General features: G+C 68.2%; 15 protein-coding genes and 1 tRNA gene. 5 read left to right on the top strand and 11 right to left on the bottom strand.

Features of this window, described 5'->3' with window-relative positions; genetic code table 11:
- Window positions 1–7 precede the first annotated feature (7 nt).
- On the top strand, window positions 8–2908 hold the full coding sequence (locus tag BC358_RS02580) for a valine--tRNA ligase (protein WP_079364531.1): 2901 nt from the start codon (window positions 8–10) through the stop codon (window positions 2906–2908).
- An 18-nt stretch (window positions 2909–2926) separates the two neighbouring features.
- Here BC358_RS02580 and BC358_RS02575 read toward each other — a convergent pair whose 3' ends face one another.
- From BC358_RS02575 to cysM, 4 genes are all read right to left on the bottom strand, one after another.
- Window positions 2927–3979, bottom strand: a complete 1053-nt coding sequence (locus BC358_RS02575) for a D-isomer specific 2-hydroxyacid dehydrogenase family protein (protein WP_079364530.1) — start codon at window positions 3977–3979, stop codon at window positions 2927–2929.
- Window positions 3980–4028: 49 nt separating this feature from the next.
- Window positions 4029–4256: a sulfurtransferase TusA family protein gene (locus BC358_RS02570; protein ID WP_066158587.1), complete on the bottom strand. Its 228-nt coding sequence runs from the start codon at window positions 4254–4256 to the stop codon at window positions 4029–4031.
- A gap of 79 nt (window positions 4257–4335) precedes the next feature.
- Window positions 4336–4863, bottom strand: a complete 528-nt coding sequence (locus tag BC358_RS02565) for an NUDIX domain-containing protein (protein ID WP_079364529.1) — start codon at window positions 4861–4863, stop codon at window positions 4336–4338.
- A gap of 14 nt (window positions 4864–4877) precedes the next feature.
- Window positions 4878–5780, bottom strand: a complete 903-nt coding sequence (cysM, locus tag BC358_RS02560; protein ID WP_079364528.1) for a cysteine synthase CysM — start codon at window positions 5778–5780, stop codon at window positions 4878–4880.
- A 41-nt stretch (window positions 5781–5821) separates the two neighbouring features.
- On the opposite strand from cysM, the gene BC358_RS02555 reads away from it, so the two are divergent.
- Window positions 5822–5908: transfer RNA gene (locus BC358_RS02555), tRNA-Leu, on the top strand.
- Window positions 5909–5912: 4 nt separating this feature from the next.
- Here BC358_RS02555 and BC358_RS02550 read toward each other — a convergent pair.
- Window positions 5913–6632: a glycoside hydrolase family protein gene (locus tag BC358_RS02550; protein WP_079364527.1), complete on the bottom strand. Its 720-nt coding sequence runs from the start codon at window positions 6630–6632 to the stop codon at window positions 5913–5915.
- 39 nt (window positions 6633–6671) lie between these two features.
- Between BC358_RS02550 and BC358_RS02545 the strand changes: the two genes are divergently transcribed.
- The gene (locus tag BC358_RS02545) at window positions 6672–7667 is read left to right on the top strand and encodes a calcium/sodium antiporter (protein WP_256861403.1); all 996 of its coding nucleotides are present in this window, start codon (window positions 6672–6674) and stop codon (window positions 7665–7667) included.
- A 15-nt stretch (window positions 7668–7682) separates the two neighbouring features.
- On the opposite strand, the gene BC358_RS02540 is transcribed toward BC358_RS02545, so the two are convergent.
- Window positions 7683–8603, bottom strand: coding sequence for an SDR family oxidoreductase (locus tag BC358_RS02540; protein ID WP_079364526.1), 921 nt, complete (start codon window positions 8601–8603; stop codon window positions 7683–7685).
- A gap of 89 nt (window positions 8604–8692) precedes the next feature.
- Here BC358_RS02540 and BC358_RS02535 point away from each other — a divergent pair, with 89 nt between their 5' ends.
- Window positions 8693–9721 carry a CDP-6-deoxy-delta-3,4-glucoseen reductase gene (locus BC358_RS02535; protein WP_079364525.1) on the top strand — a complete coding sequence of 343 codons (1029 nt, stop codon included), beginning with the start codon at window positions 8693–8695 and terminating at the stop codon, window positions 9719–9721.
- Window positions 9718–10692, top strand: a complete 975-nt coding sequence (locus BC358_RS02530) for a tripartite tricarboxylate transporter substrate binding protein (protein WP_079364524.1) — start codon at window positions 9718–9720, stop codon at window positions 10690–10692. Before BC358_RS02535 ends, BC358_RS02530 begins: the two co-directional genes overlap by 4 nt.
- Here the strand turns inward: BC358_RS02530 and BC358_RS02525 are convergent, their stop codons facing one another.
- The 5 genes from BC358_RS02525 to BC358_RS02505 are packed head-to-tail and all read right to left on the bottom strand — an operon-like array spanning window position 10693 to window position 14748.
- A complete protein-coding gene (locus tag BC358_RS02525; protein ID WP_079364523.1) occupies window positions 10693–11301 on the bottom strand; it encodes an SCO family protein in 609 nt (202 codons plus the stop codon).
- Between the two features lie 14 nt (window positions 11302–11315).
- Window positions 11316–12218: a heme o synthase gene (gene cyoE / locus BC358_RS02520; RefSeq protein WP_066158603.1), complete on the bottom strand. Its 903-nt coding sequence runs from the start codon at window positions 12216–12218 to the stop codon at window positions 11316–11318.
- On the bottom strand, window positions 12215–13360 hold the full coding sequence (locus tag BC358_RS02515) for a heme A synthase (RefSeq protein WP_079364522.1): 1146 nt from the start codon (window positions 13358–13360) through the stop codon (window positions 12215–12217). Before BC358_RS02515 ends, cyoE begins: the two co-directional genes overlap by 4 nt.
- Window position 13361: 1 nt before the next feature.
- Window positions 13362–14027 (bottom strand): hypothetical protein, encoded by a 666-nt coding sequence (locus BC358_RS02510; RefSeq protein WP_079364521.1) that lies wholly within the window; start codon window positions 14025–14027, stop codon window positions 13362–13364.
- Complete coding sequence (locus tag BC358_RS02505; RefSeq protein WP_079364520.1) at window positions 14008–14748, bottom strand: SURF1 family protein; 741 nt, start codon at window positions 14746–14748, stop codon at window positions 14008–14010. The genes BC358_RS02510 and BC358_RS02505 overlap by 20 nt, the downstream gene beginning before the upstream one ends.
- Window position 14749: the final 1 nt, after the last annotated feature.

Genomic DNA, 14749 nt, shown 5'->3' with positions numbered 1-14749 from the left:
CACCCCCATGTCCGACGCTCCCGACACCCTGCAGCAACCCGGTCTGAACAGCCTGTCCAAGTCCTTCGAGCCCGCCGCGCTCGAAGCCCACTGGGGCCCCGAGTGGGAGCAGCGCGGCTACGGCGTGGCGGGCTTCCGCGGCACCTCGGCCCCCAGCGCCGAAGCGGCCACCGCAGGCAAGAACTTCGCCATCCAGCTGCCGCCGCCCAACGTGACGGGCACGCTGCACATGGGCCACGCGTTCAACCAGACCATCATGGACTCGCTGACGCGCTACCACCGCATGAGCGGCTTCAACACCGCCTGGATTCCGGGCACCGACCACGCCGGCATCGCCACCCAGATCGTGGTGGAGCGCCAGCTGCAGGAACAGAAGATCAGCCGCCACGACCTGGGCCGCAAGAACTTCGTCGCCAAGGTCTGGGAGTGGAAAGAACAGTCGGGCAACACCATCACCACGCAGATGCGCCGCATGGGCGATTCCGTGGACTGGAGCCGCGAGTACTTCACCATGGACGAGAAGCTCTCGACCGTGGTGACCGAGACCTTCGTCAAGCTCTACCAGCAGGGCCTGATCTACCGCGGCAAGCGCCTGGTCAACTGGGACCCGGTGCTGATGTCGGCCGTGTCCGACCTGGAGGTGGAGAGCGAAGAGGAAGACGGTTCGCTCTGGCACATTGCCTACCCGCTGGTCAACGGCAGCGGTCACCTGACCGTGGCGACCACCCGACCCGAAACCCTGCTGGGTGACGTGGCCGTGATGGTCCACCCCGAGGACGAGCGCTACAGCGCCCTGATCGGCCAGTACGTGAAGCTGCCGCTGTGCGACCGCGAGATTCCGGTGATCGCCGACGAGTACGTGGACCGAGCCTTCGGCACCGGCGTGGTCAAGGTCACGCCCGCGCACGACGCCAACGACTACGCCGTCGGCCAGCGCCACCAGTTGCCCATCATCGGCGTGCTGCACCTCAACGCCACCATCAACGACAACGCGCCCGAGAAGTACCGCGGCCTGGACCGTTTCGTGGCGCGCAAGCAGGTCGTGGCCGACCTTGAAGCCGCCGGCCTGCTGGTCGAGGTCAAGAAGCACAAGCTGATGGTGCCGCGCTGCGCCCGCACCGGCCAGGTGGTCGAGCCCATGCTGACCGACCAGTGGTTCGTGGCCATGAGCAAGGTCAGCGACCAGGACCCGACCGGCAAGAGCATCGCGCAGAAGGCCATCGACGCCGTGGCCAGCGGCCAGGTCAGGTTCGTGCCCGAGAACTGGGTCAACACCTACAACCAGTGGATGAACAACATCCAGGACTGGTGCATCTCGCGCCAGCTCTGGTGGGGCCACCAGATCCCGGCCTGGTACGACGAGCAGGGCCAGGTCTACGTGGCGCGCAACGAGGCTGAAGCGCAGGCTCTGGCCGGCGCGGGCAAGACACTCACCCGCGACCCGGACGTGCTCGACACCTGGTATTCCTCGGCGCTGGTGCCCTTCTCCACCATGGGCTGGCCCAACCAGGGCGACGCCGCCACCGACGACTACAACCTCTACCTGCCCAGCAGCGTGCTGGTCACCGGCTACGACATCATCTTCTTCTGGGTCGCCAGGATGATCATGATGACCACCCACTTCACCGGCCGCGTGCCGTTCAAGGACGTCTACATCCACGGCCTGGTGCGCGACGCGCAGGGCCAGAAGATGAGCAAGTCCGAAGGCAACGTGCTCGACCCGGTGGACCTGATCGACGGCATCTCGCTCGCCCCGCTGCTGGACAAGCGCACCACCGGCCTGCGCAAGCCCGAGACGGCGCCCAAGGTGCGCAAGCAGACCGAGAAGGAGTTCCCCGACGGCATCCCGGCATACGGCGCCGACGCGCTGCGCTTCACCTTCGCCGCACTGGCCTCGCTGGGCCGCAGCATCAACTTCGACAGCAAGCGCTGCGAGGGCTACCGCAACTTCTGCAACAAGCTCTGGAACGCCACCCGCTTCACGCTGATGAACTGCGAAGGCCACGACTGCGGCCTGATGGAACACACCAAGGCCGACTGCGAAGTCGGCGGCAAGGCGCACGGCTACATGAGCTTCAGCCACGCCGACCGCTGGATCGTCTCGCGCCTGCAGCGCGTCGAGGCCGAAGTGGCGCAAGGCTTTGCCGAATACCGGCTGGACAACGTGGCCAACGCCATCTACGACTTCGTCTGGAACGAGTTCTGCGACTGGTACCTGGAAATCGCCAAGGTGCAGATCAACACCGGCAACGAGGCGCAGCAGCGCGCCACCCGCCGCACCCTGATCCGCACGCTGGAGACCATCCTGCGCCTGGCACACCCCGTCATTCCGTTCATCACCGAAGAGCTGTGGCAGAAGGTCGCGCCGGTCGCCGGTCGTGAGGGTGCCTCGGTGAGCGTGGCGGCCTACCCGGTGAGCCAGCCCGAGCGCATCGACGAAGCCGCCGAGGCACAGGTGGCCAAGCTCAAGAGCCTGGTGGATGCCTGCCGCACGCTGCGCGGTGAACTCAACGTCTCGCCCGCCACCCGTCTGCCGATGTTCGTGGTCGGCGATGCGGACTTCATGCGCGCCAACGCCGCCGTGCTGCAGGGTCTGGCCAAACTGGCCGAGGTCAAGGTGTTCGACGACGAGGCCGGCTGGGCCGCCGCCGCGCAGGCCGCACCGGTGGCGGTGGTGGGCGAAGCCCGCCTGTGCCTGTTCATGGAAATCGACGTCGCCGCCGAGAAGGCCCGCCTGACCAAGGAAGCCGCACGGCTGGAGGGCGAAATCGCCAAGGCGAACGCCAAGCTGTCCAACGAAGCCTTCGTGGCCAAGGCGCCTCCGGCCGTGATCGAGCAGGAGAAGAAGCGCGTGGCCGACTTCGGCGCCACGCTGACCAAGGTGCGCGAGCAGCTGGCGCGGCTCTGACGCGCCAGCGACCGGATCTCAGCCCGGTCGCTCCTCGCCCAGCGAGATCTCGGCCCACTGGGACCCCGAGTCGACCGGCGGCCATTCCGGGTCGCGCGAGCTGTCGAGGCTGTCGAGCACGGAGAAGTCGCTGGCCTGTGCCTGCCCCCGCTCCACCACTGGTGACAGGGTTTCGTGGATGCGGTGCGCCACGTACCAGCTGGCGCGCAGCTTGGCCTCGCGGGTGTGCGACCCCAGCCGGGGTGTGAGGTGCAGGTTGGGAATGTTGTGCAGCGGGGTGCCGGGCCCGGCGAACTGGGGGTGCGCCCCGTCGAGCAGGCAGGCGTCGATCCGGCCATCCGTCAGCGCCAGTGCCAGTGCCTCGGGTTCGAACAGCGCGCTGCGGCTCAGCCCCACCCACAGCTGACCGGGCTTGCAGTTGTTGAGCAGGCGTTCGTTGATCCAGCCCTTGAAGCGGGAGGCATAGACCATCTGCAGCGACACGGCGTCGCTGCGCGCCAGCAGCTCGTTGGCCGGGATGTATTCGATGCCCAGCTTCTTCCAGATCGGTGCGCCCTGGTGCACCGCCGGGTCGTAGCCCAGCAGGCGCACCCCGAGCCCCCTGAGCATGGGCGCCAGGGTGTGGGCCACCGGGGCCAGGCCCAGCAGGCCCACGGTGCTGCCACAGAGCTCCCGGCCCATGCGCACCTGCGCCAGCTTGCGTCCCAGGAGGGCGCTGACCATGCCGCGCCGGTAGAGCATCAGCAGACCATAGAGCAGGTACTCTGCATTCGAACGCACCGTGGCGCTGCGTGCCTGGATCACCCGGATGTTGCGCTGCGCGCAGGCCTCCAGGTCGGTGTTCTCGCTGGAGATCTGCATGCGCGCCACCACCTTCAACAGGGGCGCGAAATCGAGAAACTCCCGCGAGACGACCACATGCGAGGGCAACACCAGTGCCTTCGTCTTGTAGACCTGCTTGCGCAGTGCCATGGGGTCGTCTGCCAGCTCCGGGGCCAGCGTCACGGCGTGGCGCTCCTGGAGCCAGGACAGGGCTTCAGGAACTAAGGGGTCGAGGAGCAGGATTTCCATGGTCGTCGGGCCGGCGATTGCGGCATGCCGCAACCATGGTGGACCCAGTTCAGCGGCGCTTGAGCACCGTGATGAAGTCGCTCCCTACGGTCTGCTGCTCCACCAGTTCGTTGCCCGTCTGCTTGGCAAAGGCCTGGAAGTCGCGAACCGATCCGGCATCGGTGGCGATCACCTTGAGCGTCTGGCCACTGGTCATGTCCGCCAGGGCCTTCTTGGCCTTCAGGATGGGCAGCGGGCAGTTCAGGCCGCGGGCGTCAAGTTCTTTGGTGGCGTTCATGAAGGAATCCTCGGAGATCGAATTTTAAACAGGAAGGGTGACAGAGATCAAAAACTGTATCAATTTGTACGAAGAAAAGTCACGCCGCCGGGACCTCCATGAACTGGGGCTCGATGCCGATCGAGCGCAGCCAGTCGGCCAGGGCAAAGCCCGTTCCGGCCGGCCAGCACCGGACCTGTTCCGGCGCGAGCAGCTTGTATTCGGCCAGCTCCGGGGACAGCACGATCTGCCCTTCTGCGAGCGCGTGGTAAGTGACGATCACTTGATTCATGCGCTGGAAGTCGTGCACGCCGACCAGCTTCAAGGCCGTCACGGTCAGCCCGGTTTCTTCGGCGATCTCGCGCCGGATGCCCTCTTCCGGCGTTTCCCCCGCTTCCATGAAGCCGGTGATCAGCGCGAACATGCGGTGCTGCCAGGCGGCGTTGCGGGCCAGCAGCACCTTATCGCCCACCTGCACGATGGCGGCCAGCACGGGCGTCGGGTTGTTCCAGTGGGTGAAGTCGCAGGCCGTGCAGCGCAGGCGGTGCTTCAGACCGCCGTCTTCCTGCGCAGCGGTCAGCGCCAGAGGCGCGGCACAGCAGGGACAGAACCGGTACTCGGCGGCCATGGCAGGCAACGGCCTCAGGCCGGGAACACGCCGGTCGAGAGGTAGCGGTCGCCGCGGTCGCAGACGATGAAGGCGATGGTGGCGTTCTCGACCTGCGCCGCGATCTGCTGCGCCACCCAGCAGGCGCCCGCGGCCGAAATGCCCGCAAAGATGCCCTCTTCTCGCGCCAGGCGGCGGCACATCTCCTCGGCGTCCGACTGCCCCACCAGGACCAGTTCGTCCAAACCCGACGGGTCGTAGATCTTGGGCAGGTACTCCTGCGGCCACTTGCGGATGCCCGGGATGCGCGAGCCCTCGCTGGGCTGGGCGCCGATGATGCGGACGGCCGGGTTCTTCTCCTTCAGGAAGCGCGAGACGCCGGTGATGGTGCCGGTGGTGCCCATGGCGCTGACGAAGTGCGTGATGCGCCCGCCGGTCTGCTCCCACAGTTCGGGTCCGGTGGTCTCGTAGTGGATGCGCGGGTTGTCGGCGTTGGCGAACTGGTCCAGCACGCGCCCCTTGCCCTCCTTCTCCATCTTGTCGGCCAGATCGCGCGCGTATTCCATGCCGCCGCTCTTGGGCGTGAGGACGAGTTCCGCACCAAAGGCCTTCATGGTCTGGGCGCGCTCGATGGACAGGTCCTCCGGCATGATCAGCACCATGCGGTAGCCCTTGATGGCCGCGGCCATGGCCAGTGCGATGCCGGTGTTGCCCGAGGTCGCCTCGATCAGCGTGTCGCCGGGCTTTATGTCGCCGCGCTCCTCGGCGCGCTTGATCATCGACAGCGCGGGCCGGTCCTTCACCGAACCGGCCGGGTTGTTGCCTTCGAGCTTGCCCAGGATCACGTTGCCCCGCGCACGGAGCATCTCAGAGCCGATGCGCTGCAACGCAACCAGCGGCGTGCGGCCGATGGCGTCTTCAATGGTCGGGTAGTTCATGCACCCCACTGTGCCATAATTTCGGGCTGTCCATGACACCCGCCCGGGTGGCGAAATCGGTAGACGCAGGGGATTCAAAATCCCCCGCCAGAGATGGTGTGTCGGTTCGAGTCCGACCCCGGGCACCAGCTTTCAGGGCCGCGCAGCGTTGGTTGCGCGGCCTTTTGTCTTGGTGCTTTCCGCGGGGGCATCCGCGTTGGCCAGCTCATCCTCCAGCATCTGCCGGTACACCCGTGGCAACTCGCGGGACATGCTGTTGTTCTCGATGCCATAGCCCAGGCTGGTCCAGGTGCCCGAAAGCCGGCGCAGCACCGGCTGGATGCGGCCCTGGCGCAGCTGGGCCGAGAGGTTGCCCCAGCGCCCTTCCTGCAGCCAGGCGTGCACAACCACGTCCTGGTATACGGGTGCAAAGCTCAGGCCAGTGGCGTCCAGTGCATCGTCGGTGCGCTCCGGGTGGTAACGCGCAGCCAGCTCCAGCCAGGTGCTGTAGAGCAGCTGGTAGCGGCCCGCCGCGGTGGAGCAGTTGCCCCGGTTCGGCCCCTGACCGATCGACTCGCAGCGGTTGGGATGCCGCTCCAGGGTGCCCACGTAGTCGCCTCCGTACAGCACGTGGTAGGGGCGCATGACATTGGACTCGCTGGCAGAGATGGTGCGCATCAGCGCCCGCAGGTAGGGGTCGCCCCCGGCCATCACCAGTGGCTGGGTGCCGGGCAGCAGCAGCCAGGGTCGCCACAGCCAGAGCATCAGCAGCATGAACGCCACCGCCAGCGCCGTCAGCCCCAGGCGGGCGCGCCAGGGTGAACCCCAGAAGTCGCGCTGGTGCGAAGGCCGTTGGTTCAGGTCGTGCGACATGGGGTCGGTGGGTGCAGGGTGGCGCTGAGACAATGGGCATTGTCCAACACCCACACCACGCCCATGCTGCTGCCCGTTGCCGCCGTGATCGCCGGACTGCTCTTGCTGATCTGGAGCGCCGACCGCTTCGTCGAGGGTGCCTCCGCCACCGCCCAGCACTTCGCGGTGCCGCCCCTGCTGGTGGGCATGGTCATCGTGGGCTTTGGAACCTCGGCACCGGAACTGGTGGTGTCCGTCATTGCGGCCACACAGGGCAACCCGGCGCTGGCGCTGGGCAACGCCTGGGGATCGAACATCGTCAACATGGGCCTGATCCTGGGCGTGACCGCACTGATCGCGCCGATCCAGGTGCGGTCGGTGGTGCTGCGCAAGGAACTGCCCCTGCTCATGGCGGTGACCGCGCTCTCGGCCCTGCTGGTCTGGGACCTGACCCTCTCGCGCGCCGACGCGCTGGTGCTGCTGGCGGCGTTTGCGGCGCTGATGGTCTGGTCCATCCGCGAAGCCCGCACCCATGGCGACGACGCGCTGGCGCAGGAGACCGCCAGCGAGCTGAAAGCGGGCGCCCTGCCGCTGCCGCGCGCCCTGCTGTGGCTGGTTCTGGGGCTGGTGGTGCTGGTGGCCAGCTCGCGCCTGCTGGTCTGGGGCGCGGTGGAGATCGCCCAGAACCTGGGCATCAGCGACCTCGTGATCGGCCTGACCGTGGTGGCCATCGGCACCTCGCTGCCCGAACTGGCGTCCTGCGTGGCGGCCGCGCGCAAGGGCGAAGACGACATCGCCCTGGGCAACGTGCTGGGCTCGGGTCTGTTCAACACGCTGGCGGTGGTGGGCTTGGCGGGCATCATCGCGCCCATGGACGTGGAATCGGCCGCGCTCACGCGCGACCTGCCGGTGATGGCGGGCCTGACGGTGCTCCTTTGGAAGATGGGCCGCGGCTGGCGGAGGCCTGGGCGCATCAACCGCTGGGAGGCGGGCGGTCTGCTCGGTGTCTACGGGGCCTACACGCTCTGGCTGCTCTGGACCATGGGACCACGCTGACGGCGCTGTGAAATTTCAGCCGCGCAGGCCCTGCGCCACCGTGGGGTAGCGCAGCCGCAGGCCCAGTTCGGTCTTCATGCGCCGGTTGTGCAGGCGGCGCGACTCGCTCATGAAGCTCAGCAGCACCATCGGCAGTTGGTCGCCCGCGGCATCGCGCGCAACGCGCGGCGGCCGGGGCAGGCCGTACAGATCGGCCGCGAAGTCGAAGTAGTCGCCCATCTTGAGCTCGGTGTCGTCCACCACGTTGATGGTGCGCCGGGGCTTGCCGCGCCAGAGCGCCAGCACGCAGGCGCGCGCCAGGTCGTCGGCGTGGATGTGGTTGGTGTAGACATCGTCCTCGGGCCGGAGCACCGGTGTGCCGCGGCGCAAGCGCTCCTGCGGCGTGCCGCCCGCCCGGTCGGGCGCGTAGATGCCCGGGATGCGCAGCAGCGTGCTGCGCACGCCCAGCGCGCGCGCCAGCCAGTGCACCGATGCCTCGGCGTCGACCCGTCGCCAGGCGCGCGGGGTCAGCGGCCGGGTGGGCGCCGACTCGTCCACCCAGCGGCCCTCGCAGTTGCCATACACCCCGGTCGTGGAACCATAGACCAGGGCGCTCGGAGGCGACCGCCGCGCCAGTGTCCGCACCAGGGACCGGGTCCTCGCGTCGGCCTGCCAGTCGGCCTGTCCTTCGGACGGCGGTGGCGCCAGGTGGAGCACGCGTGTGGCCAGGCCGGCCAGCCGCTGCAGGTCGGCCGGCCGGTCCAGGTTGCCGATCAGGGGCGTGATGCCTTGGCCACGCAAGGCGCCGGCATTGTCGGGGTTGGAGGTCAGCGCCAGCAGACGGACGCGCCGCCCGCCACCTAGCTCGCGCGCGGCGCGCTGGCCCACGTCACCGCAGCCGATGATGAGCACCCGTTCGCGGCGGAAACGGGCTGGAAGGGCACCAAGAAATGTCATGGATTCGAATTTGGGAAAATGGCGGGTTGCCTGCGGGGGCGCCCGCGGTTCAGCGCCCGTTCATCCAAACCACTGTAGCCTGATTCACCATGACCTTCAGCATCACCGTCCAGCCCAGCGGCCGACAGTTCAGCGCCGAATCCGGCGAAGCCATTCTCGCGGCCGGCATCCGCCAGGGCATCGGCCTGCCCTACGGCTGCAAGGACGGCGCCTGCGGCTCCTGCAAGTGCAAGCTCGTCAGCGGCAGCGTCGCCCACGGCCCGCACCAGGCCAAGGCCCTGAGCGCAGAAGAGGAAGCCTCCGGCTACATCCTCACCTGCTGCGGCGTCGCCCAGAGCGACGTGGTGCTCGAATCGCGCCAGGTCACCGAGGCGGGTGCGTTCCCGATCAAGAAGATGCCGGTGCGCGTGATCAGCCTGGAGCGCGCCTCGCACGACGTGATCGTGATGAAGCTGCAGCTGCCGGCGGCCGACACCTTCCAGTACCACGCCGGCCAGTACGTCGAGTTCCTGCTGCGCGACGGTGACCGCCGCAGCTACTCGATGGCCAACGCGCCGCACACCCAGGCCGCAGGCCCGCAGGTCGAGCTGCACATCCGCCACATGCCGGGCGGCAAGTTCACCGACCATGTGTTCGGTGCCATGAAGGAAAAGGACATCCTGCGCGTCGAAGGGCCCTACGGCGGCTTCTTCCTGCGCGAGGACAGCGACAAGCCCATGGTGCTGCTGGCCTCGGGCACCGGCTTCGCGCCCATCAAGGCCATCATCGAACACATGCGCCACAAGGGCATCACGCGGCCGGCCACGCTCTACTGGGGTGGCCGCCGTCCGGCCGACCTCTACCAGTCGGCCTGGATCGAGGAGCAGCTGGCCACCATGCCCCACCTGCGCTATGTGCCGGTGATCTCCGATGCGCTGCCCGAAGATGCCTGGACCGGCCGCACGGGCTTCGTGCACCGCGCAGTGCTGGAAGACACGCCCGACCTCTCGGGTCACGAGGTGTACGCCTGTGGTGCGCCGATCGTGGTGGAGTCGGCCAAGCGCGACTACCTGGCCGCCGGCCTGCCCGAAGAAGCGTTCTACGCCGACTCGTTCACCAGCGCCAAGGACAAGCTGTGAGCACCCGCCGCCACATCATTGCACTCGCCGCCACCGCGGCCCTCGCGCTCCCTGCGCTGTCGATGGCGCAGGCCGACAAGCCCACCCGCATCATCGTTCCGTTTGGCGCCGGCGGCCCGATCGACGTGACCGCACGCATCCTGGCGGAGGCGGTCAAGGACTCGCTGGGCACGGTGATCGTGGAAAACCGGCCCGGTGCCGGCGGCAACATCGGCGTCAGCGCCGTGGCCCGGGCCGCGCCCGACGGCCACACGCTGGGCATTGCCACCACCGCCTCGCACGGCATCAACCCCTGGCTGTTCAGCAAGCTGCCCTACGACCCCGCCAAGGATTTCGCCCCGGTCACGCAGATGCTGCGCGTGCCCAATGTGCTGGTGATGAACGCCGACACGGCGCAGCGGCTGAACATCCGCAGCCTGCCCGACCTCATCCGCTACGCCAAGGCCAACCCCGGCAAGCTCAACTACGGGTCGGGCGGCAACGGCAGCGCCGGTCACCTGGCGGGCGAGCTGCTGAAACACCAGGCCGGCATCTTCGCGGTTCATATCCCTTACAACGGTGGCAACCCGGCGCAGCTGGCCCTGCTGTCGGGGCAGGTGGATTTCAACATCGACAACCTGGCCACCGCCGCCGCCAACATCCGCGCCGGCAAGCTGCGCGCCCTGGCCGTGACCACGGCACAGCGCAGCGCCATGCTGCCGGAAGTGCCGCCGATGGCCGAGACCCTGCCCGGCTTTGAAGTGGACACCTGGTGGGGGCTGATCGCGCCGGCGGGCACTCCGGCCGAGACCGTGCGCAAGCTCAACAGCGCGTTCACTGCCGCGCTCGGCACGCCAGAGGTCAAGGCCCAGTTCGCGCGCCTGCTGGCCGAACCTGCGCCCAGCACGCCTCAGGCGTTCGAAGCCTTCCTGCAGAAAGAGCGCGGCAAGTACGAGCGCATGGTCAAGCTCAGCGGCGCCCAGGTCGACTGATCAGACCCCGGCCTCGGCCAGCAGCTTCTTCAGGTCGCCGGCAAGCGCCGGTGCGCCGCTGCCATAGCGGTGGTACAGCCGCAGGCGTCCCTGGGTGTCGTAGACATAGCTGCCCGCCGAGTGGTCCATGGTGTAGCTGGTGGGTGTCTTGCCGTCGACCTTCTTGTAGTAGATGCGGAAGCTCTTGGCGACCTCGGGCAGCTTGTCCGGCTGCGCGTAGAGCGCGAGAAACGTGGGGTCGAAGCTGCCCATGTACTCCTTCATGATCGCCGGCGTGTCCCGCTCCGGGTCGACGCTGACGAACAGGCCCTGCAGCTTGTCCCCGTCCGCCCCCAGCAGCTGTTTGGCCTGCGCCATCTCGCTCATCGAAGTCGGGCACACGTCCGGGCACTGGGTGTAGCCGAAGAAGATCACCACCACCTTGCCTTTGAAGTCCGCCAGCGAGCGCGTCTGGCCGTTGTGGTCGGTCAGCGAGAAGCCGGTGGCGTAGTCGGCACCCGTGATGTCGATGCCCGAGAAGCCGGAGGCGGTGGCGTCTGCGGGTTTGTCGGAACAGGCGGCCAGCAGGGTGCTGCACAGGGCCAGGGAAATCAGATGCCGACGTTTCATGGCGGGAGGGTGTTTCAGATGTAGTGGTCGATCAGCATCGCGGCGAACAGCAGCGACAGGTGCCAGAGCGAAAAGCGGAAGGTCTTGCGGGCGAGCGCATCCGAATAGTTGCGCCACAGGGCCCAGGCGTAGCCGCAGAACCCGACGCTCAGCGCCAGTGCGGCCACCAGGTAAACCCAGCCGCTCATGCGCATGATGAAGGGCATCAGGCAGGCGGCGAACAGCACGAAGGTGTAAAGCAGGATCTGCAGCCGCGTGAACTCCGAGCCGTGCGTCACCGGCAGCATGGGCAGCCCCGACTTGCGGTAGTCCTCGACGCGGTAGAGCGCCAGGGCCCAGAAGTGCGGTGGCGTCCAGAGGAAGATGATCAGGAACAGGATCAGCGCTTCGGGCGCGACCACGCCGGTCATCGCGGCCCAGCCCAGCACCGGCGGCATGGCACCGGACGCCCCGCCGATCACGATGTTCTGCGGCGTCAGCGGCTTGAGGATGACGGTGTAGATCACCGCATAGCCCACGAAGGTGGCGAAGGTCAGCCACATGGTCAGCGGGTTGACCCACAGGTACAGGATGGCCGAGCCGAGCGCACACAGCACGGCCGAGAACGTCAGCGTCCGCACATTGCCCAGCTCGCCCTTGGCGGTGGGCCGCCAGGCGGTGCGGCGCATCTTGGCGTCGATCTGCTGCTCGACCACGCAGTTGAAGGCTGCGGCCGCACCGGCCACCAGCCAGATGCCCAGGCAGGCCAGCGCGGCCGTCTGCACCTGGGCCCAGCTGGGCAGCCCGGGCACGGCCAGCACCATGCCGATAAGGGCGCAGAAGACGATCAGCTGGATGACGCGTGGCTTGGTCAGCGCGTGGTATTGGCGCCAGACCGAGGGCATGGTCGGGGCCAGGGAAGTGGGCGCGGTGCTCATGGGGAGGTGCGTGGAACGGTGAGCGCGGGCGCGCCCACGGAAGAAGGTGCAGTGCGGGTGCCTGCCAGCAGCCCGGTCATCACGACCACCAGAGCGGCCGCGCCACCCGTGTGGCCGACGGCAGACAGCAGCGGCCAGTCCAGCACCACATTGCTCAGGCCGGTCGCCAGCTGCAGGCCGGCCAGAGCGAGCAGCCAGCGCGCCGATGTGCGCGCGCCTGGCCGGGACCAGAGTTGCCAGGCCAGCCCCACGAGGGCGGCGAGCACGAGGTAGGCGCACAGACGGTGCACGTAATGGATGCCGGTCAGCGCGGCAAAGGTGATGGGCTGGCCATCGGCGTTCATGCCCAGCTCGCGCCAGACCGTGAATCCTTCGCTCAGGTTCATCGGCGGCCACCATCCGCCCTGGCAGGTGGGGAAGGTGTCGCAGGCCAGCACCGCGTAGTTGGTGCTGACCCAGCCGCCCAGCGCAATCTGCAGCCACAGCAGCGCGTACACCAGCAGCAGGGCCCCGCGGGCCGGCCGGCCCAGCATCAGCGGCGCATGCCCCTGTACGCCCAGGTCGTAGGCCACCGACTGGGCCCTCAGCAGGGCCAGCAGCACCATGCCCCCGAGCAGGTGCAGGGTGACGATGGCCGGGAACAGCTTCATGGTCACGGTCAGCGCGCCGAAGGCCCCCTGCAGACAGACCCAGAACAGGGTCAGCCAGGCCCATGCCGGGGAAATGCTCAGGCGCCGGCGCTCCATCCAGCTGGTCACCGCGAGCACCAGGATCAGCACCCCGACCGCCGTGGCGAGGTAGCGGTGGATCATCTCCACCCACGCCTTGCTGTGCGTGACCGGCCCGGTGGGCATGGCCTGCTGCGCCGCCGAGATGGAGGCGTGCGCCCCCACCGGACTGGCGCTGCCGTAACAGCCCGGCCAGTCCGGGCAGCCCAGGCCGGAGTCGGTCAGCCGCGTGAAGGCGCCGAACAGCACCAGGTCAAAGGTCAGGAACAACGTCAGCAGGGTCAGCGCGCGCAGGCGCTGCGCGCCGCTTGCGCGGCGATGGCGCAGCCACACCCAGGCCAGCGGCCCCAGAGCGATCACCGCCCCCAGGAGCATCAGCCGCAGGGCGGGCGACAGGTCGTACAGCTCGCCCATGTCAACGCCCGGCCTTGTCCCAGAACGCCGACGCGCGCAGCAGGCGGTCGAGATCGCGCTTGACCTGCTTCGGATCGTCCTGCGCCGGGAAACGCATCATCCAGTTGCCGATGGGATCGACCACATACAGGTGGTCCTCCAGGCGCTGGCCCTCGGCGGGCTGCAGCCAGGTCGCCAGCGCGGCCGCGTCGACGTGCAGCACGGTCGCCGCCGCCGTCGCCTGCTTCAAAGGTTCGGACAGTGCAGGCGAGCCGGTGCGCAGCCACACCCAGTCCAGCCGGTCCTTGTCCTTGCCCAGGGTTTCGCGCAGCTGCCGCTGCAGGAAGAGGTGCTTCTGGCAGGCGTCGTCGCAGGCGGAGTCGGCAACGCTGATGAGCAGCCACTGGTTCTTCAGCTGGGTCAGCGGTACTGGCCGACCGCTGGTGTCGGTGCCGACCAGATCGGGCAGCGGGCGCTGCGGGTCGATCAGTTCGCCATAGTTGCGGCGGCCTTCGGGCCGGATCACGTAATAGGTGAAGTACGACGCGATCACCGGCGAAGCGCACACCAGCAGAAGCAGCAGCATCTTCCAGCGCCCGGCCCGGGTGGCGGCGCTGGTGTCCGGCGCATCGGCCTTGGGCAGGCTGTGCACCGTCAGGGTCAGGGGTTCATCGGGGGTCTTGGCCATGAAGCGTGCGTCGGCGACGGGGAGAAATCAGTTGGAACCAGGCGTACAGCCCGGCGGCGACCGCACTCATGGCGAACCACTGGGCGGCGTAGGCGTGGTGCTTGTGAGCAGCAGATTCGAAGCGCGGCCACTCCCGGAGCAGGCCCTCGGGCGAGGCGCCGGTCTGGAGCACCGACATCGGCAGCAGCGCCAGCCCGGTGTCCCTGGTCAGCGACTCGATGTCGAGATTCTGCCGGATGCGCCCCTGCTCCGCTGCACCCAGCTCGAACAGCCGGCTCGGCGGTGGGGCCAGGCGGCCGACGACCTCCACTTCGTCCGGCGGGGTGGGGACATCGGGCACCTGCGACCGGTCCTGGAAGTTGCGGGGCACCCAGCCGCGCTGCACCAGCAACGCGCGGCCGTCGCCAGAGATTCTGAGCGGCGTGACCAGGATGAAGCCGCTGCGCCCGGCCATGGGCCGGTTGTCCAGAAACACGCTGGCCTCCGGCACCCACTGCCCCTTGAGCCGGACCATGCGGTGCAGCAGCGGCTCGAAGACCCCATTGGCCGAAAGCACCGCGGCACCGTCCAGTTCCGCCATCGCCCCCCGCTCGGCGATGCCGGTCTCCAGAGCCTGCTTCTGGGCGGCGCGCGCGAGCTGCCACACACCCAGCGATGCCGTGAGCCCAACCGTGCCGGCGGCGGCAATGGTCATGGTCCAGAAGCGGATGCGAGGTGTCATG

The sequence above is a fragment of the Hydrogenophaga sp. H7 genome (genome assembly GCF_002025745.1).
GTDB classification, from domain to species: domain Bacteria; phylum Pseudomonadota; class Gammaproteobacteria; order Burkholderiales; family Burkholderiaceae_C; genus Hydrogenophaga; species Hydrogenophaga pseudoflava.
This window is presented reverse-complemented; position numbering and strand designations above follow the sequence as displayed.